Below are 21,194 nucleotides of genomic sequence, written 5' to 3'. Positions count from 1 at the left end.
GTGCTGGGCTTTGTACCGACGATGGGATCGCCGCCGTGCTTGCCGCGGACCGGGCGCTACTACATTGGCGCGCCATGCGCGGACTCGGCGATTCGGGCCTCGCCGAACACGCCGTGCAGGAGACGCTGCTGCGAGCCTGGCGGTCGTGTGCAGGGTTCGACGAGCGTAAGGGCACGGTGCGCACCTGGCTGCTCGCCATCGAACGCAACGTCATGATCGATATCGCCCGCGCCCGCGCCGCCCGGCCCGCGGATACCGGCTGGGACGAGATCACCGAGATCAGCGATGTCCGCTTCGCGGATCCGGACTTCGCCGAGCGTCTCGTCGACGGTCTGCTCGTCGCCGATCTACTCGCCAGGCTGCCCGAATCGCAGCGCGCGGCGGTGGTGGAGGTGATCCTGCGGGACCGGGCCTATCAAGAGGTGGCCGATGACTTCGGCGTGCCGGTCGGCACGGTCAAGACCCGGGTGCACTATGCGCTGCGGTCGTTGCGTCGCTTGCCGATCGGGGCCTGAGCCCGCATCCGGTTGGCAATCCTCGCTTCACGGCGGTGTGAGCCGCTTTTTGGTCGCCTGATCAGCGAGAATACGCTCGAATACATCGATAACATTTCAATAACGTAGCTTGCTTTGCTGATGCTGGCGTTGCCAGAGTGAACCACTGGGTTTGGTGTTACTAGTGGGAAGGGAGGGGTGCTCCGTTCCGGGGCACCGACACCGCACATGAAGCCAAGCATCATCAGTACCGGTATCTGCGGCGCGGTTACGGCCGCCGTGGTGGTGACGCTGTCGGGGCTGACCCCGGCCGCGATCGCCGATCCGCCGGATATGTCCACGAAACTCGTAGGCAAGACGATATTCCTAGACCCGGGTCATCAGGGGCCCGACCACGCCGAGAATTTGGCGAAGCAAGTGAGCGACGGTCGTGGCGGCACCAAGGACTGCCAGACCACCGGCATGACCACGGTCAACGGCGTGCCGGAGCACACCATCAACTGGAAGGTGGCCGACCTGGTCCGGGCCGCCCTGCAGGATCTGGGCGCCAAGGTGGTGCTCAGCCGTCAGGACGACTCCGGATGGGGCGGCTGCGTCGACGAACGCGCGCAGGCCGCCAATGCCTCCGGCGCCGATGTCGCGGTGAGCATCCACGCCGATGGCGCACCGGCGCAGGACCGCGGCATCCATATGATCGTGCCGCAGCTGCCGATCCCGGATCCGAAGGCCGATCAGGTCCAGTCCGGCCCCGGTCTCGCGGCGACTGAGGCGGTGCGCGACGCGTATCTCGAGGCCGGATTCCCGGCCGCGAATTATGCGGGCGCACAGGACGGTCTGCAGACCCGCGCGGATGTGGCCGGTCCGGCAATGACCACCGTCCCGGATGTTTTCATCGAGATGGGCAATGGCGCCAATGTCGAGGACGCCGCGCTGTTGGAGAGTCCGGAGGGGCAGGTCAAACACGCCCTGGCCATAACGACCGGCCTGGTGGGCTTCCTGCTCGGCGCTCCGCAGCAGGCGACGGCGGCACTGGGGACGGCTCCGGCGCAGACCGGGTCGGCCGATCGGCCTGCCTCGGCTCCGGTATCGAATACTCCGCAGGCGGAGTCGGTTCCGCAGGCACCCGCTGCACAGCAGGTTCCTGGTGGAGCGCAGGCTTCGGCTGTCCCGCAGCCGCAGGCCATTCCCGAACCCGCGGTGGCGCCGAATTCCGCGGGGACGGTCCCGACCGCACCCGCATCATCGAATCCGCCGCAGGGGTACGCACAGGCACCGGGCTACGCACAGGTGCCGAGCTCACCCGATCCGCAGACACCGGGATCGGCGCAGTCGCCAAGTGCTCCGCAAGCGGGTTCGCCGCAGGGCTACGGGCTCTCGCCCAACACACCGCAGTCGCAGGGGTACGGTCTCTTGCCGAATAGCCCGCAGTCGCCCGGTTCGGGGCAAACCCCCGGATCCCAGTTGCCGGGCCAGACCGCGCCGAGCACGACGGGTACCCTGCCCGCCTTGGTCGGCACGATCATGCAAATGATGCTCCCGCTGGCGAAGTCCCTCGGTATGGACAACACCGCGGTCACCTCGGAGCTGATCAACTTCGCCTACACCCTGGCCAGCACCCTGCTCGGCCCGACCAAGTAGCACGGCGGCCTGGCTGTGCACATAGTCGCGAGTGGTCCGCATTCGTACCTACCGCGGAGCGAGTCTTACGAGCGACGTTCGCGGCCCGTCTCGCGTCCGAGCCGAAGGCGCGGCCATTCAACTCAGTCGAGTCGTCGAAGCGCATGCGCCGTAGGCGCGAGTCTCGACGGCGCCGCCGGCGACTGCTTGCAGGTCGCTCGAAATGGTCGGACGCGAGACACCTGGGGGCCGCGAACACACAGCGCCGCGGGCGCTGCCAATAGACTCAGCCGAGTGGCCGAGCGGATTCCTGTTCTGATCGTCGCCGGGTTCCTCGGATCCGGGAAGACGACGCTGCTCAATCATCTGCTGCGCAACAACCGGGGCACGCGGATCGGGGTGGTGGTCAACGACTTCGGGGCCATCAATATCGATTCCATGCTGGTGGCCGGGCAGGTCGATGCGATGGTGTCGCTCGGCAACGGGTGCGTCTGCTGTGCGGTGGACGTCGGCGAACTCGACGACTTGTTCACCAAGCTCGCGCAGCCGCGTGCCAAGATCGACGTGATCGTGGTCGAGGCCAGTGGACTGGCCGAACCGCGCAATCTGATTCGGATGGTGGTGGGCAGCGAGAACCCGCGCATTCGCTATGGCGGTTTGGTCGAGGTGGTCGACGCCGAGCAGTTCCCGGAAAGTCGCGAGCGTCATCCCGAACTCGCCACCCATCTGCGCTTGGCGGATCTGGTGGTGCTCAACAAGGCCGATCGGGTGTCGCAGGATCGGCTGGATGGGTTGCGGCAGGAGATCACCGAGCTGATCGGGCAGGTGCCGGTGTACGCGACCACCCGTGGCCGCATGGACCCCGGCCTGCTCTTCGACGAGCCGCTGCGGGAAATCCCGCGGGTCGCCGAACAATTGAGCTTCGACGAACTGCTCCACGACCACGACCATGCCGATTCTTTCGAGCGACCTGCAAGCAGTCGCTACGGGCCGCACCGGCATCTACACGACGACTACACCAGCGTGTCCTTCACCAGCGACCGGGAATTGGACCCGCGCCGTCTGGTCGAATTCCTCGAGGATCCGCCGCCCGGCCTGTTCCGCGCCAAGGGGTTCGCCGCCTTCGGGGTCGCCGCCGAACGGCGCAAGTTCGTGCTGCACATGGTCGGTCGCCACATCGTCTTCGAACCGGACTCCTGGTCGCGCGGCGAATCGCGCACGACCCGCTTGGTGCTTATCGGTGCCGGCCTGCCCGCCGACACGGTACTGGCGCGGCTGCACGATACCGTGCACACCGCTGCCGAACCTTTGGACCAGCAAGCCATGCTCGGCATCTGGCGCTACACCCCGCACTGACACCGGAAAAAGTTGGCGCGTTCTGCTCGAAGCTGACGCGTTCGGTACTTGGCCCGGCGATCGCGCGGACATAGAACTGAGATATTGCCCCGCCGCACGCGGCATGTGCGCAATGGAGCGAACGTGGCGCGCGCGGTGTCGGTTCGACCCAAGAACCGTGATCGACCGTATTTGTCTCTACGACCGATTGGAGAGTTTCGTGTCAGAGACCTGGGAGAGTGCCACCGCGTACGTGGTCGCCGCGTTGGAGGCCAAGGGCACCGCGACGCGTGACGATTTCGACGTGCCCGCCATCGTCGCCGCATCCCGAGATATTGCCGACAGCTGGGATTTTCGCGCTATCGAGGATGCGACCTTCTGGCGCATCGCGGCGACCTTCCTGAAGGTCTGACCGGCCCGGCGTGACGGTAGGGGATGCGGCGCGTGGGAATGCGGCGGATCAGGCCGGTAGTTCCGATCGGTACATGAGCTGGGTCATGGATCGACGGCGGGCCGCCCGCCGCATCGAACCCACATCCGAATATCCGAGCAGTTCGGCTTGGCGTGTTCGGCTCAGTACGGTGCCTTCGGCGCTCGCCTGCGCGAGCCGGGCATTGCGCGCCCGTTCCAATTCCATCCGCCAGGTGGTACCCGCCTCCATCAGCCGCCGCTGCAGTGTCCGCGGACTGGTGGCGAGCCGGTAGGCCACCCGATCCAGCGATACCGCACCGTCCGCCATTGCCTCGGCCAGCTCGGTCGCTACTCGATCCGGCCATGCGGTCGCCAGGGGCGGCGGTGGCGGCAGGGCGTCGGCGAGCGGCTGCAGCACGGCAGCCAGGACGGGATCGCTGGTGGTCAGCGGCAGATTCATATCGTCGGCGCGGAAGGTCATCGCATCGACCGGTGCGCCGAATTCGATAGCGGGGGTGCCGAAGACCTCGACAAAGGTGTCGATTTTGGCCGGTGCCTGCTGCCGCAATGCCACCCGCAACGGGACGAGCGGGATCCGGACCACACGCCGTGCCCTGCTGAGCACCGCCGCCAGGCCCCACACCTGGGTGAGGTCCCGGCCGCGGCCCTCGCCATCGATCATGTCGAGGTAGAGCGTGACCTCGTGCTCGCTCTCGGCGACCAGTTCGAACCGATGATTGGTGGTCACCGCGGAGACGTAGGGGCCGCAGGTCGCCAGGCCCGCGCCGAGTGTCGGCGCGGTGGCGAACAGGTAGTCGTAGAGGCCGAAGCTGTTGAGTTTGTAGCGGCTGGCCACATGCAACGCGACATTCGGATCGCCGAGCCCGTGTTCGCCGAGTTCCCAGAGTCGCGAGAAGGTGTGACTCGGCAGGTGTACGTCCTCGCCGACCATGGTCCATTCGGGTAGGCCGGTCTCGCGGATCAGCCGATCCCGATCCAGCCCGGCATCGGTGAGCTGCGAGATGACGAATCTGTGCAGCAGTACCTGATCGGTTCCCAATGCGCCCCTCCTACCGCGGATCGACGTCCTCGTGCGGGAACGCTATCCCGCGCCTATTGAATCGTCACTGAATTCGCGTCACAGTGTTGTTTCGGGCAACAACAGCAGGCGCTCACGTCGCCGTTATTCACAGGCAATGGGCCTTTACCCGCAGGCGTTCACCCATTCCGAGAGTCCGTCGGTGAAGAGCTGGCGCTTCCAGATCGGCACCTCGTGTTTGATCCGATCCACCAATTCCGCACAGGTGGCGAACGCTTCGGCACGGTGCGGGGCGGCGACCGCGACGACGATCGCGAGATCGCCGACGGTCAACTGACCGATTCGGTGGACGGCCGCGACCGGAAGTCCGGCGCGCTCGGCGAGTTCCGCACAGCAATTTCGCAGGAACCGTTCAGCTTCCGGATGCGCCGAATATTCCAAAGCGGAAACTGCTTGTCCGCCATCGTGATTGCGCACCTTGCCGGTGAAAACCACTACGGCGCCGTGCTCCGGTCCGGTCACCGCCGCCTCGACCGCCGCCGGATCCAGTGGCTGATCGCTGATACCCGCCAGGCGTACGCTCGCGAATTCACTTGTTGTCATGGTGGCCGCCTCCGGCTACTTGCGCGAGCAGATGATCCAGCAGCGGCTCGAGCACCGCCATACCGTCTTTGACGCCACCGGGGGAGCCGGGCAGATTCACCACCACCGATCGGCCCGCCAGTCCGGCCACGCCCCGACTGAGTGCGGCCAGTGGGAATTTCGCGGTGCCGCGTTGCCGAATCGCCTCTGCGACACCGGGTAATTCGCGATCCAGAACGGCCAGCGTCGCCTCGGGCGTCGCATCGGTGGGGGAGGCGCCGGTGCCGCCGGTGCTGATCACCAGCGACGGCTCGAACCGCAGGGCGTCGGCCAAGCCGATGTCGATTTCGGCGTCGGCGTAGATCAGCGGCCCGCGCACCGAGAAGCCGAGTCCGCCGAGCCATTCCGCGAGTACGGGACCGGTGGTGTCGACCCGGGTGCCGCACGCGGCTCCGGTGGAGGCGACCAGGACGACGGCGGAGCGCTGATCGGATTCCGAGATCTGTTCCGGCGAAATGTCTTCCGTGGGCTCTGGTTCGTCGGCGAGTGTGGGGATGTCCACTGGACCCTGGTCGGCGGGCCGCTCCCAATGTCCGTGTTTGCCACCCTCTTTGGTGAGCAGCCGGACGCCGTTGAGCGTCGCCGCGGGGTCGACCGCCTTGACCATGTCGTGCAGGGTGAGCCCGGCCACCGCCACCGCGGTCAGCGCTTCCATCTCGACGCCGGTGGGGCCCTTGGTTTTCGCGCTCGCCTCGATCGTGATGGTGTCCTGGGTGAAGCCGAATTCGACCTTCACCGAGGACAACGCCAGCTGATGGCACAGCGGAATGAGTTCGGAGGTTTTCTTCGCACCCGCGATACCGGCGATTCGTGCGGTCGAGAGCACATCGGCCTTCGGCATATCGTCGGCCCGCACCAGCGCGACCACCTCGGCGGTGGTGCACAGCTCACCGGCCGCGACCGCGATCCGGGTGGTGTCGGATTTCGCGCTCACATCGACCATGCGGGCGCGACCTTCCCGGTCGACATGGGACAACTCGCTCATAGTGACCACACTCGCACAGGTGCGCCGACCGGCAGCGAGGTGACCTCGGCGGGCACATCGATCAATACATCCGCCCAGGCCATGCCCGCGATGAGATGCGAACCGGGTCCGGAGGCAACCTCGACGGCCGTCGGCCCGCGATGCAATCCGGGCGCCGCGGCGTCCTCGCGTACCAGTTGACCGCGCAGGAATTGGCGTCGTCCCTCGGGGGAGCGCACCGCATTGCGCAGCGGCACTTCGTAGATCTCCACCTCGGGCAGGCCCGCGATCTGGCGCAGCATCGGCCGCGCGAAGACCTCGAAGGACACCATTGTGCTCACCGGATTCCCGGGAAAACTCAGCACCGGCACGCCGTCTATGACGGTAAGCCCTTGCGGCCCACCGGGTTGCACCGCGACCGAGCCGAATTCACCGCCCAGCGGTTGCAATACCTCCTTGACCACCTCGAAATCGCCCTTGGATACTCCACCGGAGGTGAAGACGATATCGGCGGATTTCGTTGCGGCGGAAAGCAATGCGCGGAATTTCGCCCGATCGTCGGTGCTGTGCTCCACCGAAACGACGCTGACACCGTTGGCGCCGAGCGCGGCCGCGAGCGCGACACCGTTGGAGTTGTAGATTTGGCCGGGGCGCAATGGCGTTCCGGCGGCGACCAATTCGTCACCGGTGGTGATGACCGCCGCCCGAATCGGTTGGAATACAGGCACATTCGGCAGTCCGACCGCTGCCAGCGCGGCAATGTGGCGGGGTGCCAGCACGGTGCCCGCGCGAGCCAGCAGCTCGCCTGTGCGCACATCGGTGCCCGGTTCGCGGACGAACTCACCCGCGGTGCGGCCCCGCTCGACGGTCACCGTCGCGGCATCGCTGTGCACATCCTCCACCGGCACCACACAATCGGCGCCGGGCGGAATCGGCGCACCGGTCATCACCTTCATCGCGGCGCCGTGCGGCAACGGCGTCTGTCCGGCCGCACCCGCCGCGACCACACCGACCAGCGGCAGCGTCACCGGAGTGACCACCACCGATTCGGCGCGCACCGCATAGCCGTCCATCGCCGAGTTGCGGAACACCGGCAGGTCGACCGGGGCGTGGATATCGTCGGCCAGCTGTCGGCCCAGCGCCGCCGGCACCGCGACGGATTCGACCGCGCGGGCGGCCAGCGGGCGCAGCAGCCCCTCGATGGTGTCCCGGTAGGCGTCGACGGACCGGGCGGTGGCGGGCGGGCTGGGCCGGTGGCCACCGGAGGTGTCGGCACGCGAGGTCATACGGCCAGCCTAATCGCCCAGCGGTAGCGAGTTCTCTTGTCGTATCGCACGAACGCTCACCCGCTGAACTCGGAGTTTGTGAGCTCGAGATGGTGCGGTCCGCCCATGGGCACTGCGCGCGGACCGGTCATAATGGACTGGTGACGCTGGTCGAGATGGGGATTCCCGCCGTGCGGTCCAGGCTGCCCTCACTTGACGGACGGCCCGATACGCCGTACCTGGTTGATCGATTCGGGCGCACAGCACGTGATCTGCGCGTATCGATCACCGAGAAGTGTTCGCTGCGATGTACCTACTGCATGCCCGAGGAGGGCCTGCCCGCGATTCCGCAGGACGAACTGCTGACGGTCGAGGAGATCGTGCGACTCGTCACGCTCGCGGTGCGGGAGTTGGGGGTGCGTGAGGTCAGGTTCACCGGCGGGGAGCCGCTGCTACGTCGCGATCTCGAGCGGATCGTCGCGGGCTGTCACGAGCGGGTACCCGGAGTCCCGCTGTCCATGACGACCAATGGCGTCGGACTCGCCCATCGGGCCCGCGGACTCGCGGCCGCCGGGCTGAGCCGGGTGAATGTCTCGCTGGATACCGTGGATCGGCTCGGCTTCGCCCGCCTGACCCGCCGCGATCGGCTCGAATCGGTCTTCGCAGGCATCCGCGCGGCCAAGGATGCCGGACTGGCGCCGATGAAGATCAACGCCGTACTGATGCGCGACACCCTCGCCGGTGCGCCGGATCTGTTGCGCTGGTGTCTGGACGAGGGCTGTGAACTGCGGTTCATCGAGGAGATGCCGCTGGACGCCGATCACGAATGGGCCCGCGCCAATATGGTGACCGCGGCCGAATTGCTCGACGTGCTCGGTACCAGGTTCACGCTGACCGAGGTCGGCCGGTCGGATCCCGCCGCCCCGGCGGAGAAATGGCTCGTCGACGGCGGTCCGGCGGCGGTCGGCATCATCGCGACGGTGACCCGCAAATTCTGCGACACCTGCGATCGGACCCGGCTCACCGCCGACGGCATGCTGCGGTCGTGCCTGTTCAGTGATCAGGAATTCGATGTGCGCCAAGCACTGCGGTCGGGCGCGGACGACGAGGAGATCGCGACCATCTGGCGCGGCGCCATGTGGAACAAGTGGGCGGGACACGGGATCGATGCCGAGGATTTCGTCCCGCCGGAACGCACGATGGGAGCCATCGGTGGTTGAGATCCGCTACTTCGCCGCGATTGCCGACGTCGTCGGCAAGGACCGGGAAACCCTGGATTTTTCGGCCGACGCCACGATCGCCGACCTGCGCACCACCCTCGCCGAGTGCTACGGTCCCGACCTCGACAAGATGCTCGCCGTCTGCGCCTACCTCGTCGGCGACGAACTCACCCGCGACCCGTCGGTCGCACTGACTCCCCGAGTCGACATCCTCCCACCCTTCGCAGGCGGCTGACGGTGTGTGTGGGCAAGTAGGTGCTCCTCGACCGGGTTAGCATCTGCGCCAATGCAGTGCGCCGGACCGGATCAGGAGTCGATATGTCCCAGCCACCGAATCAGGCACCTGCGCAGCACCCGGTGGTGGTGCGGTTCCACGAGGTGCGGGGCGAGAGTCTGCAACTGCGGGTGGCGGACTGGATCACGAAGTTCGCCGGGTCTATGCGGTTCGTCTATATCCACGCCATAGGTTTCGCGATCTGGATGATTTGGGCCGAACGGAGTCCATGGCCGACGCTGACCCTGGTCGTCTCCCTGGAGGCGATATTCCTGTCCACCTTCGTGATGATCGGCCAGAATCGGCAGGCCCAGTTCCAACAGATGAAGGCCGATCACGACTTCAACGAGCAGGAGCTGGAGCTCAAGACCAATACCGAGCTGACCAGAGCCATTCATGAGATGACCAAGGAACTGCACCGCAGGCTGCTGGAGACTCCGAATCCGAAGTAGTCAGCGCCACCAGGTGTCGAGCGGTGTGACCGGGACGGTGCGCTTGTGGCGGGTGTTCAGGAAGATCGTCTCGAGCTTCTGGGCGACCTCCGGCGTGACGTCCTTGCCCTCCAGGTAGGCATCGATCTCGCTGTAGCGCAGGCCGAGCGCCTCCTCGTCGGGCAGGGCCGGGCGATCGTCCTCGAGATCGGCGGTCGGAACCTTGGACCAGATGCTCGACGGTGCGCCGAGTTCCTGCAGCAGCGCCGCGCCCTGGCGCTTGGTGAGGCCGGTCAGCGGCGTGATGTCGACGCCGCCGTCGCCGAATTTGGTGAAGAAGCCGGTGACCGCCTCGGCCGCGTGATCGGTGCCGACGACGAGCATATTTTCCTGACCGGCGATGGCGTACTGGGTCACCATGCGTTCGCGGGCCTTGACATTGCCGCGCACGAAATCGCGCAGCTTATCGGTCTGCAGCGCCGAGGCCACTTCGGCGGCAACGGCATTGGCGCCGGGGCGGATATTGACAACCACCGAGCGGTCGGGCTGGATGAACCGCAGCGCGATCCGCGCATCGGCCTCGTCGGCCTGCACACCGTAGGGCAGTCGCACCGCGATGAAGGCGGCATCAGCGCCGTCGGCACGCAGTTCCTCGACCGCGAGCTGGCACAGTCGTCCGGTCAGCGCGCTGTCCTGACCACCGCTGATGCCGAGTACGAAACCTCGTGCGGGACTTGCGCTCAGATAGTCCTTGAGGAAATCGACCCGGCGCCGCACTTCGAGCTTCGGTTCGATATTCGATTGGACGCCCAACTCGGCGATGATCTGTTCACGCAGGTTCCCCATGACGCATCACTCTACTGGCCGCGCCGAGATGACAACCCGCCGAACGAACGCCTCCCAGTTGTCGCCGATCTGACATCGGTCGTAACCGAGGACATGCATCTGATGCATCACCAATGCGGCGCCGAGTAGGCCCAGCAGACCATCGGCGACCAGTACGACATCGCCGTCGACCCGCGCCTGCCGCAGCAGCATCGTCACGTGCGCGCGCAGCAGTCCGTAGGGCGGGCCGGTGAAGCGATCGCCCGCCTCGCCGATTTCCGCGGCCCGATGCAGTTCGCCCGCGACCTCGATATCGAGTAGCCGGGCCCGGCCGAAGGCGACCAGTCGCTCCACCGCCGGTGCGCCGGGCCCCATCGGCGGCGGTCCGAACATGAACTCTTCCTGGAACTTTCGCTCGGCGTGGTCCAAGAGCGCGCGCAGCAGCCCCGACCTGCTGCCGAACCGTCGGAAGACGGTGCCCTTGCCGACGCCGGCCCGCTTGGCGAGTGCGTCCATCGTCAGGCTGTCCACACCTTGTTCGCGCACGATCTCCTGCGCCGCGTCCAGGAGTAGCTGGCGGTTGCGCGCGGCGTCGGCGCGTTCGTGATTTCCGGGCAGGGGCGCACCGACGCCGAGCAGCGGTCGCTCGGGCATCATTCCGTCCGGCATGGATGTGCTGTAGCTCACAGGCCTCTCGCGGTTCTCCCGGGAATGAAATCGGACCATGGTCCGGTTAGTGTAGGCAAAAGATTGGACACCACATTCAGTACACCAGGAGACATCATGAGCGAGACCCGGATTCTTACTCTTGTCGGCAGCCTTCGCGCCGCCTCGATCAACCGCAGGCTCGCCGAGGCCGCGGCGCAGACCGCACCGGAGGGTGTCGAGTTCACCATCTATGAGGGTCTCGCCGATATCCCCTTCTACAACGAGGATCTCGACGTGCCCGGCTCGGTACCCGCTGCGGCGCAGGCGCTGCGTGACGCGGTCGCCGCATCCGACGGCCTGCTCCTGGTGACGCCCGAATACAACGGCAGCATCCCCGCTGTACTGAAGAACGCCATCGACTGGGCCTCGCGCCCGTATGGCGCAGGTGCGCTCAAGGATCGGCCGGTCGCGGTGGTCAGTGGTTCGATCAGCCCGAATGCGGCCAAGTGGGCGCACGGCGATGTGGTCAAGACGCTCGGCGTCGCGGGTGCCCGGGTTGTCGAGACCGCCCACCTGCACTTCGCCGGATTCGGCGAGCGGTTCGCCGCCTCGCATCCGCGCGAGGATGCCGAGGCGCTGACGCAGCTCGGCGCGACCGTGCGCGAACTGGTTCAGGCGACCGGTGAACTGGTGTCCGTCTAAGCGCCGAGGTTCTGTCGGCAGGGTCGCCCCCGGCTCCATCCGTGGAGTACGGGGGCGGCCCTTTTTCGTTCGCCGAAAGAAGTTTGCTGGAAGGGCGCTACGGTACGAAATTGTGATCTGCGCCACTGTTGTGTCGGGTTGCGAATCGAGTGTCCAGGTACTTACCGCTTGGGAATTTCATCTTTGTGACTCGCAACATGTCGTGTTTTATGACTCTGTCGGCCACTAGGTGTAGTGTCTTCGGTACTGGAAGACGGGATGGGATCAGCTTCGGCCGCGAGCGGCTGAGCAGGGGTTTCAGGTACGGATCCAGGAGTTTGCGCAGCGTACGTCGGATCAAGCACTGCATACGGATCACAGGCTGTGGATCAGGCATAGGAGAGAGGGACATCAATGACCATCACCGTGTACACCAAGCCCGCTTGCGTCCAGTGCAATGCCACCTACAAGGCGCTCGACAAGGCCGGGGTGGACTACGAAGTCATCGACATCTCCGAGAACGACGAGGCGCGCGACTACGTCATGGCGCTGGGTTACCTGCAGGCTCCGGTCGTCGTCGCCGGTGAGGACCACTGGTCCGGCTTCCGGCCCGACCGCATCAAGTCGCTCGCTTCCGTGGCGGCCTGATCGCATCCAGCTTTCCGGTGTATCCGATGGAAGGGGGAGGAGGTAGCCATGTCCACAGCGACAGCGCTGGTCTACTTCTCCAGCGCCTCGGAGAATACGCACCGCTTCGTCGAGAAGCTGGGACTCCCGGCGACTCGCATACCACTGCACACCGCTGACTCGCTGCGCGTAGACGAACCATACGTGCTGATCGTCCCCACCTACGGGGGCGGTCGGCACGTACTGGGGGGAAATAGATCCGATAAGGATTTCGTGCCGCGGCAGGTCGCCAAGTTCCTCAACGATCCGCACAACCGTGCGCTGCTCCGCGGCGTCGTCGCGGCGGGCAACACGAACTTCGGCGATACCTATTGCTATGCGGGCGAGGTGATCTCGCGCAAGTGCGGGGTGCCCTACCTGTATCGCTTCGAACTCATGGGAACCGCTGAGGACGTCGAGCGCGTCCGAGAGGGATTGGGATTGTTTTGGCAACAGCAACGACAGCACCGACCGGCAAAACGGCTCGCTTAGAGCAGCCCCCGGTCCGTACCGCCGAGGCGGGCGAGGTCATGGACTACCACGCCCTCAACGCGATGCTGAACCTGTACGGCGCCGACGGCAAGATCCAGTTCGACAAGGACCGTGAGGCCGCGCACCAGTACTTCCTGCAACACGTCAACCAGAACACCGTCTTCTTCCACAATCTGGACGAGAAGCTGGACTACCTGGTCGACGAGAACTATTACGAGGCAGAGGTTCTCGAGCAGTACAGTCGCGCGTTCATCAAGACGCTGTTCCAACAGGCCTACGCCAAGAAGTTCCGGTTCCCGACCTTCCTCGGCGCGTTCAAGTACTACACCTCCTACACGCTCAAGACCTTCGACGGTAAGCGCTACCTGGAGCGGTTCGAGGACCGGGTTTGCATGGTGGCGTTGACGCTGGCGGCCGGTGACGAGGTGCTCGCGGGCAAGCTGGTCGACGAGATCATCGACGGGCGCTTTCAGCCCGCCACCCCGACCTTCCTCAACTCGGGTAAGAAGCAGCGCGGCGAACCGGTGTCCTGCTTCCTGCTGCGCATCGAGGACAATATGGAGTCGATCGGGCGCTCCATCAATTCGGCGCTGCAGCTGTCCAAGCGCGGTGGCGGAGTTGCCCTGCTGCTCTCCAATATTCGTGAGCACGGTGCGCCGATCAAGAAGATCGAGAACCAGAGCTCGGGTGTCATCCCGATCATGAAGCTGCTCGAGGATTCGTTCTCCTACGCCAACCAGCTCGGTGCGCGGCAGGGTGCGGGCGCGGTGTATCTGCACGCGCACCACCCGGACATCTACCGGTTCCTGGACACCAAGCGGGAGAACGCGGACGAGAAGATCCGCATCAAGACACTGTCCCTGGGCGTGGTGATCCCGGACATCACCTTCGAACTGGCGAAGAAGAACGAGGATATGTACCTCTTCTCGCCGTACGACGTGGAGCGCATCTACGGGGTGCCGTTCGCCGATATCAATGTCACCGAGAAGTACTACGAGATGGTCGACGACAAGCGCATCCGCAAGTCGAAGATCAAGGCGCGCGAGTTCTTCCAGACCATTGCCGAGCTGCAGTTCGAATCCGGTTACCCGTACATCATGTTCGAGGACACGGTGAACCGGGCCAATCCGATCGCGGGCAAGATCACCCACTCGAATCTGTGCTCGGAGATCCTGCAGGTGTCGACGCCGTCGCTGTTCAACGACGATCTTTCCTATGCCAAGGTAGGCAAGGATATTTCGTGCAACCTCGGCTCGTTGAACATCGCCAAGACGATGGATTCACCGGACTTCGCGCGCACCATCGAGGTGGCGATCCGGGCGCTGACCGCGGTATCGGATCAGACGCATATCTACTCGGTGCCCTCGATCGAGCAGGGCAACAACGAATCCCACGCGATCGGCCTCGGCCAGATGAACCTGCACGGGTATCTGGCCCGTGAGCGGGTGCGCTACGGGTCGGAAGAGGGCATCGACTTCACCAATATCTACTTCTATACCGTGGTGTACCACGCGATTCGGGCCTCGAATCTGATCGCGAAGGAGCGCGGAGCCTACTTCGGCGGCTTCCCCGAATCCAAGTACGCCTCCGGTGAGTACTTCGACAAGTACACCGATCAGGTGTGGGAGCCGAAGACCGAACGGGTCGCACAGCTCTTCGCCGATGCGGGCGTGCACATTCCGACCCAGGACGATTGGCGTGAGCTGAAGGCCTCGGTCATGGAGCACGGCATCTACAACCAGAACCTGCAGGCCGTCCCGCCGACCGGCTCGATCTCCTACATCAACCACTCCACCAGCTCGATCCACCCGGTGGCGTCGAAGATCGAGATCCGTAAGGAAGGCAAGATCGGCCGCGTCTACTACCCGGCGCCCTACCTCGACAACGACAACCTCGAGTACTACGACGACGCTTACGAAATCGGCTACGAGAAGATCATCGACACCTACGCCGCCGCCACCCAGCACGTGGACCAGGGCCTGTCGCTGACCCTCTTCTTCAAGGACACCGCCACCACTCGCGACCTCAACCGCGCCCAGATCTACGCTTGGCGCAAGGGCATCAAAACCCTCTACTACATCCGTCTGCGCCAAATGGCTTTGGAGGGAACCGAAGTCGAGGGCTGCGTCTCCTGCATGCTGTGATTTGTGGTTCTGCGGCAACGGATTCCGTTGCCGCAGGCATATCTTTCAGCTGGGAAGCAAGCACGGACAGTTCCCCCGGTGAGGGTCGTCGTCGAATCGGTGCCCCGCGTGGCCCCCGCCGTCGCCCCGTTCCTTGCTCGCGCCATGTGCGGCGCGTGAGCCGCGAAAAATAATGACCGGGACAGTGATTTCGCGTGCCCGCACCGCCTCGACGAGCCGCTGACCGGCATCGCGGATGGTGCTGCCACCTTCAGCTCGGTACGGCTCAGCCGAAGAGTTGGAGGGGAGTTACTACGACGGTGAAGGTGCCTACGCACCAGAGTTTGATCAATTGCCAGAGGGTGGGGAAGGTGCCGTCGGGGTAGCGCAGGCGTAGGCCGAAGAAGGCCTTGCCGAGGGTTGTGCCTGCAATGCGCTGGATGACTGTGCGGTGCACGAAAGATGTTGCGACGGCGGCGGTTACGGCCAGGGGAATGGCTTGATCGGGGTCTGGGGAGTATTCGGTGATCGTGAGCCAGACGGCGCCGCCGATGGCTGCGTGCAGCATCAGATCGATGGCGAAGGCAATGAGCATCGGCCTTCTCGGCTCGTCGATGATGCCATCGGGGCGCGGCCGACCGGCGTTCAGCGACATCGAATCGTATTTTGTCGCTTCGGGTTTGCGTACCGGTTCGACAGAGCGTGGTGACCCGCCCGGGTCGGGTACGAACCGCGACTGCACAGCCGGAGGCGGCGTCGCGTCCGCATAGCGGCCCGGATTGCCATGCACCACAGATATCTCCCGAGTCATCGTGTCGTGAGCTGACCGCCGACCATTGTGTCAGCGGTCCCAGTGCTGGGAAGTGCGAGGTCCGCAGGCGCAGCGGCCTGCGGACCTCGAGCAGTTACCGCAGGGCTGGGGCTATTTCACGTTCGAAGAGGTCGATTCCGCTGGTGTCGTAGGCGGCTTCGGGGAAGTTGAAGATGGCGTAGCCGAGGCCGAGGTCGCGGACGGTGGACACGCGCTCGGTGATCTGTTCCGGGGTGCCAACGGCGGGGGAGGTGCGGAGCATGCCGTCGACGAAGGATTTGGCCTGGTCGTCGCTGATCACCGTGGCCAAGCGGGCCTGCAGGGCCGAAAGGCGTTGCTCTACTTCGGTTTCGGTGGATCCGATGACCGCGTTGAAGTTCGAGGAGCGCACGATGGCATCGAAATCGGTGCCCACCTCGGTGCAGTGCGCGCGCAGGATCTCGGACTTGTGGGTGAATTCCTCCGGTGCGCCACTGAAGTTGGTGTACTGGGCGTACTTTGCCGCGATTCGCAGCGTCTTCTTCTCGCCACCGCCCGCGACCCAGATCGGAATACCGCCCTCCTGCAATGGAAGTGGCCGCACGATCGCACCGTCGACCTGGTAGTACCTACCGTCGAGCGTGGCTTTGCCCTCGGTCCAGGCTTGGCGGAAGATTTGTACGCCCTCGTCGAGCCGCCCGAGCCGCTCGCCCGCCGACGGAAACCCGTAACCGTAAGCGCGCCACTCGTGTTCGTACCAGCCGCCGCCGATACCCATCTCGACCCGGCCGCCGGAGATCAGATCCGTGGTCGCGGCGACCTTGGCCAGATATGCCGGATTGCGGTAGCTGATCGCGGTACACATCTGCCCCAGCCGAATGCGTGATGTGGTGGCCGCGAACGCCGCCATCAGCGTCCACGCTTCGTGTGTCGCCTCTTCGGTCGGCACCGGCACCGTGTGGAAGTGGTCGTACACCCATAGCGATTCCCAGGTATCTCCGGCATCCGCCCGCTGGGCGAGATCGCGCATCACCCCCCACTGCGCCGCCGGGTCGATATCGACCAAATCCAGCCGCCACCCCTGTGGAATGAAGATGCCGAAGCGCACAGATCTCTCCTTCGTATGTTTTCACCGAACCTAGCCGCAACGATCCTCGCGGGCATCCCATGATTGGTGCAGAGTTCGGCTCGGCCTGCGTCGAATCTCCGGCCGGCCGGAAATTCGCTGGCGGTGCGGCGCGGTCCGGGTCATGCTGAAGGTTGATGAACAAAGAAAGACAACAGCGACTCGGCATCGACTTCGGCCGGGTCATCCAGGGGGCGGCCTTTGCGGCGGGCGCTGCGGACACCGTATTTCTGTCGGGGGGAATCGAACAGGCACTGGCATCACCGCCGAGTGCCGACGCGTTCGAGGTATTGGCGCGGTTGGTGCTTCGGTTCGACGGCCAGGCATGGGTTATCTCGAAATGCGGGCCCCGGGTTCAGGAGCGCACCTTGCAGTGGCTCGACCACCACGAGTTCTACGACCGGACGGGCGTGCCGAAGGACAATGTGCGGTTCTGCCGGGCCAGGGCGGATAAGGCGAAGCACTGCGCGGAATTGGGGATCACGCACATGATCGACGACCGCATGGAGGTGCATCAGGCTCTGCGCGATCTGGTACCGCATCTGTATCTGTTCGGTGTGCAAGAACGGCCGGTACCGGACTGGGTAGAGCACACGCCGACCTGGCCCGATGTCGAGATCGCCGTCGGCGCCACCTCGACATCCTGACACTGGATGTGGGTCCGGTCATATCAGAGCGAGATATCGTCGGTCTTTACGCGATTCGAGTGTGAATACTCGCGTCACCGCATGTATCCTTCAACCGGAAGCTGTGCGGTCGGCCCGATCCGGGCGGCGCATTCGAGAAATCTGCAGTGGTGACGGCCCTGTGGCGGCGTTGAGGAGGTGGGGTTGCGATGCGCAGCGAACCTCCCAGTCGAAGGCCGCGCGGCGCCGCCCCTTCGTAAAACCGTCCTGTAGGTGTCGGTCCCGGGGTTGGTGCCCGCGGTGTGACGTCGTTCTTTCGATTCACTCGCTTATCTCGCCGTGTGCTGAGGACCTCCCATGTCGCAGACCGATCTCATCGAAGCACGTCCGACGCTGTCCGCATCCCTGCAGGACATCGTGGACACCCACCGTGTCGATGCCGCACTCGACTGGCTCGACAACCAGCAGCCGCATGTCATAGCGGACGAACTCGCACGCATGGACGCCGTCCAGGCGGGCGTCGCCTTCCGTCTCCTCGACAAGGATCTGGCGCTCGCCGTCTTCGAGGAGCTCGAACCCGTTGACCAGCAACAGATTCTGGAGGGTCTGCGCGATCAGAGCTTCCGCGATCTGGTCGAGGCCATGGATCCCGACGACCGCGCCAGGATGCTGCGCGAGGCGCCGGCCAAGGTCGCCAAGAAGGTGCTGGCCGGACTGAGCGCGCGCGAACGCCGGATGACCGCTGCACTGCTCGGCTATCCGGAAGGTTCGGTCGGGCTGTACATGACGCCGGAAGTCGTTGCGCTGCCGCGTAATCTGAGCGTGCCCGATGCACTGCAGACGGTACGTATCAAGGGCATCAATGCCGAAACGGTGTACACGCTGCCCGTCGTCGACGCCGGTCGCCGGCTCACCGGGATTGTCGAACTGCGTGAGCTGGTGCTGAGCCGTCCCGAGACCATGGTCTCGGATCTGGTCGTCACCGAGCCGACATTCGTGCGCGCGACCGACTCCGCCGAGAAGGCGGCGCGGCTGATGCGCGAAACCAATGTCATCAACCTGCCGGTCGTCGACAGCGAGGACCGGCTGGTCGGACTGCTCACCATCGATGACGCCGTAGAGGTTATCGAGGCCGCCGACAGTGAGGACGTCGCCAAGCAGGCGGGTTCGGCACCGTGGGAGGGCCACTACATGGCGGCCAAGGTGTTCCAGTTGGCCCGCTACCGTGCCCTGTGGTTGCTGCTGTTGCTGTTCGCGGCCACCCTGACGGTCAGCGTCACCGACTTCTTCGAGGGCACCCTGCAGCAGGCGGCGCACCTGGCGCTGTTCATCCCGCTGCTCATCGGCGCGGGCGGGAATGCCGGTGCTCAGGCCGCGACCGCATGTGTGCGTGCGCTCGCCGTCGGCGAGGTGCGCGGCTCCGACCTGTTCAAGGTGATCTGGCGCGAATGCCGCGTCGGCCTGGTTCTCGGCACCATGCTGGCCACCGCGGGCGTCGCCATCGGCGCGCTGTTCGTCGATCCGGGCACCGCCCTGGTCGTCGGCATCACCCTGGTCATCATCTGCGGCTGGGCCGCGACCATCGGCGGCACCATGCCATTGCTCGCCAAGCGATTCCGCATCGATCCGGCGGTCGTCTCGGCCCCGATGGTCACCACCCTGGTCGACGCCACCGGCCTCATCATCTACTTCACCACCGCCAAACTGGTCCTCGGAATCTGAGGACCGCAGGAGGTACTCTCAGCAGCCGAGCCCAGACGGTGTGTGCCTGAGCGGCCGAGGCCGGAACCTCGTGAGCCGATCGGGTTCTGTTGCACGCCAGGCCAATTCGGTATCGTCAGCGGCAAACCTGCTGGGCACCTTCGGCAGTCGGGCCATCGAGGATCGAGTGCTCGCCGCTGGGAAAGGCGTGTTGGACGGCGGCGCGAGTCGTGTGACATCATGTGTTCATTCGGATTCTGACTCTGGGGGGAGTCCAATGGTCACTTTTGTGCAGCTGCGTGACGCGAAGCCATATCTGTGGCAGACTGCCGCCGACGATTTGCTGGCGGTGTCGAAACAGGCCGACCGAACCGCGGACAACATTCACGCCAACGGGATCAAGGCACTAGAGGACAACTGGCCCGACCATACCGGCCGGATCGCTCGCGATACGTTGGTCACGATTGCCCATCGTGTGGTGAACGTGAGCATTCTGTCCCGGGGTGCGATGACTGCGCTCGACGCTCTGCAGGATGCGATCGCCATCGCGCAGTGCGAGCTGCATGCCGCCGTCGAGCATGCCGGTCTGGTCGGGCTCACCGTGGACGACAGCGGCCGGGTCGGCATTGCACCTGGCGCCATCCCCAATGGGCTTCTTCTCGCCGAAAATGTGGATAACGCCATCGGTATCAGTCGTATCACCACCGCGCTCAACGGTCTCGGTGAGCCACCCCGGTAATGGGCTGTTGTCTCCAACCGGCAAATCGACCGAATGCCCGGCAGGACATACCGGGGGCTCTTCGACCGGACGGTGCCGGGCCTCGTGTCCGGCACCTGCGGTGGTCGCTCAGAACTCCCAGTCTTCGTCTTCGGTATTGACGGCCTTGCCGATGACGTAGCTGGAGCCGGAGCCGGAGAAGAAGTCGTGGTTCTCGTCGGCGTTGGGGGACAGGGCCGAGAGGATGGCCGGATTGACTTCGGTTTCGTCCTTGGGGAACAGGCCTTCGTAGCCGAGGTTCATCAGTGCCTTGTTGGCGTTGTAGCGCAGGAACTTCTTGACGTCCTCGGTGAGGCCGACCTCGTCGTAGAGATCCTGGGTGTATTCGACCTCGTTGTCGTAGAGCTCGAAGAGCAGCTCGAAGGTGTAGTTCTTGAGGTCGTCGCGTTCGGCCTGGCCGAGCAGTTCCAGACCCTTCTGGTACTTGTAGCCGATGTAGTAGCCGTGCACCGCCTCGTCGCGGATGATCAGGCGGATCAGGTCGGCGGTATTGGTGAGCTTGGCCCGCGAGGACCAGTACATCGGCAGGTAGAAGCCGGAGTAGAACAGGAAGCTCTCCAGCAGTGTGGAGGCGACCTTGCGCTTGAGCGGATCGTCGCCGCGGTAGTACTCCAGCACGATCTCGGCCTTGCGCTGCAGGTTTCGGTTCTCCTCCGACCAGCGGAACGCGTCATCGATCTCGCGGGTGGAGCACAGCGTGGAGAAGATCGAGCTGTAGCTCTTGGCGTGCACCGACTCCATGAACGCGATATTGGTGAGCACCGCCTCCTCGTGCGGCGTCACGGCGTCCGGGATCAGGCTCACCGCGCCGACCGTGCCCTGGATCGTGTCCAGCAGCGTCAGGCCGGTGAAGACTCGCATGGTCAGTTGCTTCTCGTCGGCGGTGAGGGTGTTCCACGACGGGATGTCGTTGGACACCGGCACCTTCTCGGGCAGCCAGAAGTTGCCGGTCAGGCGGTCCCAGACCTCGGCATCCTTCTCGTCGGGCACCCGATTCCAGTTGATGGCCGACACCCGATCGATCAGTTTCATCCTGCCTCCACACC

23 protein-coding genes are annotated in these 21,194 nt (G+C 64.9%); 14 read left to right on the top strand and 9 right to left on the bottom strand.

Annotated features, from left to right (window positions below; translation table 11 throughout):
- The first annotated feature begins 35 nt into the window (after window positions 1-35).
- The 4 genes from ACIBW7_RS15820 (at window position 36) to ACIBW7_RS15805 (ending at window position 3,858) form a co-directional block, all read left to right on the top strand.
- Window positions 36-515 carry a sigma-70 family RNA polymerase sigma factor gene (locus ACIBW7_RS15820; protein ID WP_397046937.1) on the top strand — a complete coding sequence of 160 codons (480 nt, stop codon included), beginning with the start codon at window positions 36-38 and terminating at the stop codon, window positions 513-515.
- A 207-nt stretch (window positions 516-722) separates the two neighbouring features.
- Window positions 723-2,132: an N-acetylmuramoyl-L-alanine amidase gene (locus ACIBW7_RS15815; RefSeq protein ID WP_397046936.1), complete on the top strand. Its 1,410-nt coding sequence runs from the start codon at window positions 723-725 to the stop codon at window positions 2,130-2,132.
- Between the two features lie 273 nt (window positions 2,133-2,405).
- Window positions 2,406-3,467, top strand: coding sequence for a CobW family GTP-binding protein (locus ACIBW7_RS15810; protein WP_397046935.1), 1,062 nt, complete (start codon window positions 2,406-2,408; stop codon window positions 3,465-3,467).
- A gap of 199 nt (window positions 3,468-3,666) precedes the next feature.
- Window positions 3,667-3,858 carry a hypothetical protein gene (locus ACIBW7_RS15805; protein WP_364393698.1) on the top strand — a complete coding sequence of 64 codons (192 nt, stop codon included), beginning with the start codon at window positions 3,667-3,669 and terminating at the stop codon, window positions 3,856-3,858.
- Between the two features lie 48 nt (window positions 3,859-3,906).
- Here ACIBW7_RS15805 and ACIBW7_RS15800 read toward each other — a convergent pair whose 3' ends face one another.
- The 4 genes from ACIBW7_RS15800 to glp all read right to left on the bottom strand — a co-directional run bounded on the left by ACIBW7_RS15800 (window position 3,907) and on the right by glp (window position 7,788).
- Window positions 3,907-4,917, bottom strand: coding sequence for an AraC family transcriptional regulator (locus ACIBW7_RS15800; protein ID WP_397046934.1), 1,011 nt, complete (start codon window positions 4,915-4,917; stop codon window positions 3,907-3,909).
- 144 nt (window positions 4,918-5,061) lie between these two features.
- Window positions 5,062-5,499, bottom strand: coding sequence for a molybdenum cofactor biosynthesis protein MoaE (locus ACIBW7_RS15795; protein ID WP_397046933.1), 438 nt, complete (start codon window positions 5,497-5,499; stop codon window positions 5,062-5,064).
- Window positions 5,486-6,523, bottom strand: a complete 1,038-nt coding sequence (gene moaCB, locus ACIBW7_RS15790) for a bifunctional molybdenum cofactor biosynthesis protein MoaC/MoaB (RefSeq protein ID WP_397046932.1) — start codon at window positions 6,521-6,523, stop codon at window positions 5,486-5,488. Before moaCB ends, ACIBW7_RS15795 begins: the two co-directional genes overlap by 14 nt.
- Window positions 6,520-7,788, bottom strand: a complete 1,269-nt coding sequence (gene glp, locus ACIBW7_RS15785) for a gephyrin-like molybdotransferase Glp (protein ID WP_397046931.1) — start codon at window positions 7,786-7,788, stop codon at window positions 6,520-6,522. Before glp ends, moaCB begins: the two co-directional genes overlap by 4 nt.
- 140 nt (window positions 7,789-7,928) lie before the next feature.
- Here glp and moaA point away from each other — a divergent pair, with 140 nt between their 5' ends.
- The 3 genes from moaA (at window position 7,929) to ACIBW7_RS15770 (ending at window position 9,713) form a co-directional block, all read left to right on the top strand.
- Window positions 7,929-8,987, top strand: a complete 1,059-nt coding sequence (gene moaA, locus ACIBW7_RS15780; protein ID WP_397046930.1) for a GTP 3',8-cyclase MoaA — start codon at window positions 7,929-7,931, stop codon at window positions 8,985-8,987.
- Entirely contained in the window at window positions 8,980-9,222 is a 243-nt protein-coding gene (locus ACIBW7_RS15775; protein WP_397046929.1) for a MoaD/ThiS family protein, read from the top strand. Before moaA ends, ACIBW7_RS15775 begins: the two co-directional genes overlap by 8 nt.
- 83 nt (window positions 9,223-9,305) lie before the next feature.
- A complete protein-coding gene (locus ACIBW7_RS15770) occupies window positions 9,306-9,713 on the top strand; it encodes a DUF1003 domain-containing protein (RefSeq protein ID WP_357477700.1) in 408 nt (135 codons plus the stop codon).
- Here the strand turns inward: ACIBW7_RS15770 and nadE are convergent, their stop codons facing one another.
- The gene (gene nadE / locus ACIBW7_RS15765; protein WP_397046928.1) at window positions 9,714-10,538 is read right to left on the bottom strand and encodes an ammonia-dependent NAD(+) synthetase; all 825 of its coding nucleotides are present in this window, start codon (window positions 10,536-10,538) and stop codon (window positions 9,714-9,716) included.
- 6 nt (window positions 10,539-10,544) lie between these two features.
- Complete coding sequence (locus tag ACIBW7_RS15760; RefSeq protein ID WP_357477758.1) at window positions 10,545-11,171, bottom strand: helix-turn-helix domain-containing protein; 627 nt, start codon at window positions 11,169-11,171, stop codon at window positions 10,545-10,547.
- Between the two features lie 129 nt (window positions 11,172-11,300).
- On the opposite strand from ACIBW7_RS15760, the gene ACIBW7_RS15755 reads away from it, so the two are divergent.
- The 4 genes from ACIBW7_RS15755 to nrdE all read left to right on the top strand — a co-directional run bounded on the left by ACIBW7_RS15755 (window position 11,301) and on the right by nrdE (window position 15,148).
- Complete coding sequence (locus ACIBW7_RS15755) at window positions 11,301-11,867, top strand: NAD(P)H-dependent oxidoreductase (RefSeq protein ID WP_397046927.1); 567 nt, start codon at window positions 11,301-11,303, stop codon at window positions 11,865-11,867.
- A 393-nt stretch (window positions 11,868-12,260) separates the two neighbouring features.
- Window positions 12,261-12,494 carry a redoxin NrdH gene (locus tag ACIBW7_RS15750; RefSeq protein ID WP_397046926.1) on the top strand — a complete coding sequence of 78 codons (234 nt, stop codon included), beginning with the start codon at window positions 12,261-12,263 and terminating at the stop codon, window positions 12,492-12,494.
- A gap of 48 nt (window positions 12,495-12,542) precedes the next feature.
- Window positions 12,543-13,004: a class Ib ribonucleoside-diphosphate reductase assembly flavoprotein NrdI gene (gene nrdI / locus ACIBW7_RS15745; RefSeq protein ID WP_063046323.1), complete on the top strand. Its 462-nt coding sequence runs from the start codon at window positions 12,543-12,545 to the stop codon at window positions 13,002-13,004.
- A gap of 38 nt (window positions 13,005-13,042) precedes the next feature.
- The gene (nrdE, locus tag ACIBW7_RS15740) at window positions 13,043-15,148 is read left to right on the top strand and encodes a class 1b ribonucleoside-diphosphate reductase subunit alpha (RefSeq protein ID WP_397046925.1); all 2,106 of its coding nucleotides are present in this window, start codon (window positions 13,043-13,045) and stop codon (window positions 15,146-15,148) included.
- A gap of 265 nt (window positions 15,149-15,413) precedes the next feature.
- On the opposite strand, the gene ACIBW7_RS15735 is transcribed toward nrdE, so the two are convergent.
- On the bottom strand, window positions 15,414-15,782 hold the full coding sequence (locus ACIBW7_RS15735) for an RDD family protein (RefSeq protein ID WP_397046924.1): 369 nt from the start codon (window positions 15,780-15,782) through the stop codon (window positions 15,414-15,416).
- 250 nt (window positions 15,783-16,032) lie between these two features.
- Entirely contained in the window at window positions 16,033-17,025 is a 993-nt protein-coding gene (locus ACIBW7_RS15730; protein WP_397046923.1) for an LLM class F420-dependent oxidoreductase, read from the bottom strand.
- Between the two features lie 155 nt (window positions 17,026-17,180).
- Here ACIBW7_RS15730 and ACIBW7_RS15725 point away from each other — a divergent pair, with 155 nt between their 5' ends.
- The 3 genes from ACIBW7_RS15725 to ACIBW7_RS15715 all read left to right on the top strand — a co-directional run bounded on the left by ACIBW7_RS15725 (window position 17,181) and on the right by ACIBW7_RS15715 (window position 20,109).
- Window positions 17,181-17,690 carry a hypothetical protein gene (locus ACIBW7_RS15725; RefSeq protein ID WP_397046922.1) on the top strand — a complete coding sequence of 170 codons (510 nt, stop codon included), beginning with the start codon at window positions 17,181-17,183 and terminating at the stop codon, window positions 17,688-17,690.
- Between the two features lie 336 nt (window positions 17,691-18,026).
- Complete coding sequence (mgtE, locus tag ACIBW7_RS15720) at window positions 18,027-19,391, top strand: magnesium transporter (RefSeq protein WP_397046921.1); 1,365 nt, start codon at window positions 18,027-18,029, stop codon at window positions 19,389-19,391.
- Between the two features lie 256 nt (window positions 19,392-19,647).
- Complete coding sequence (locus tag ACIBW7_RS15715) at window positions 19,648-20,109, top strand: hypothetical protein (protein WP_397046920.1); 462 nt, start codon at window positions 19,648-19,650, stop codon at window positions 20,107-20,109.
- Window positions 20,110-20,217: 108 nt separating this feature from the next.
- On the opposite strand, the gene nrdF is transcribed toward ACIBW7_RS15715, so the two are convergent.
- Entirely contained in the window at window positions 20,218-21,180 is a 963-nt protein-coding gene (nrdF, locus tag ACIBW7_RS15710; RefSeq protein WP_327101320.1) for a class 1b ribonucleoside-diphosphate reductase subunit beta, read from the bottom strand.
- Window positions 21,181-21,194: the final 14 nt, after the last annotated feature.

Source organism: Nocardia sp. NPDC049526, assembly GCF_044465765.1.
In the GTDB taxonomy this organism is placed as follows: Bacteria; Actinomycetota; Actinomycetes; order Mycobacteriales; family Mycobacteriaceae; genus Nocardia.
This window is presented reverse-complemented; position numbering and strand designations above follow the sequence as displayed.

What these genes read in the sequence shown, in the direction of transcription:
- nrdF (WP_327101320.1), bottom strand. Translation starts at nt 21,180, where the DNA reads ATGAAACTGATCGATCGGGTGTCGGCCATCAACTGGAATCGGGTGCCC.
- ACIBW7_RS15760 (WP_357477758.1), bottom strand. Translation starts at nt 11,171, where the DNA reads ATGCCCGAGCGACCGCTGCTCGGCGTCGGTGCGCCCCTGCCCGGAAAT.
- ACIBW7_RS15795 (WP_397046933.1), bottom strand. Translation starts at nt 5,499, where the DNA reads ATGACAACAAGTGAATTCGCGAGCGTACGCCTGGCGGGTATCAGCGAT.
- nrdE (WP_397046925.1), top strand. Translation starts at nt 13,043, where the DNA reads ATGGACTACCACGCCCTCAACGCGATGCTGAACCTGTACGGCGCCGAC.
- ACIBW7_RS15750 (WP_397046926.1), top strand. Translation starts at nt 12,261, where the DNA reads ATGACCATCACCGTGTACACCAAGCCCGCTTGCGTCCAGTGCAATGCC.
- ACIBW7_RS15815 (WP_397046936.1), top strand. Translation starts at nt 723, where the DNA reads ATGAAGCCAAGCATCATCAGTACCGGTATCTGCGGCGCGGTTACGGCC.
- nadE (WP_397046928.1), bottom strand. Translation starts at nt 10,538, where the DNA reads ATGGGGAACCTGCGTGAACAGATCATCGCCGAGTTGGGCGTCCAATCG.
- moaCB (WP_397046932.1), bottom strand. Translation starts at nt 6,523, where the DNA reads ATGAGCGAGTTGTCCCATGTCGACCGGGAAGGTCGCGCCCGCATGGTC.
- ACIBW7_RS15770 (WP_357477700.1), top strand. Translation starts at nt 9,306, where the DNA reads ATGTCCCAGCCACCGAATCAGGCACCTGCGCAGCACCCGGTGGTGGTG.
- nrdI (WP_063046323.1), top strand. Translation starts at nt 12,543, where the DNA reads ATGTCCACAGCGACAGCGCTGGTCTACTTCTCCAGCGCCTCGGAGAAT.
- glp (WP_397046931.1), bottom strand. Translation starts at nt 7,788, where the DNA reads ATGACCTCGCGTGCCGACACCTCCGGTGGCCACCGGCCCAGCCCGCCC.
- ACIBW7_RS15755 (WP_397046927.1), top strand. Translation starts at nt 11,301, where the DNA reads ATGAGCGAGACCCGGATTCTTACTCTTGTCGGCAGCCTTCGCGCCGCC.
- ACIBW7_RS15715 (WP_397046920.1), top strand. Translation starts at nt 19,648, where the DNA reads ATGGTCACTTTTGTGCAGCTGCGTGACGCGAAGCCATATCTGTGGCAG.
- ACIBW7_RS15725 (WP_397046922.1), top strand. Translation starts at nt 17,181, where the DNA reads ATGAACAAAGAAAGACAACAGCGACTCGGCATCGACTTCGGCCGGGTC.
- ACIBW7_RS15735 (WP_397046924.1), bottom strand. Translation starts at nt 15,782, where the DNA reads ATGTCGCTGAACGCCGGTCGGCCGCGCCCCGATGGCATCATCGACGAG.
- mgtE (WP_397046921.1), top strand. Translation starts at nt 18,027, where the DNA reads ATGTCGCAGACCGATCTCATCGAAGCACGTCCGACGCTGTCCGCATCC.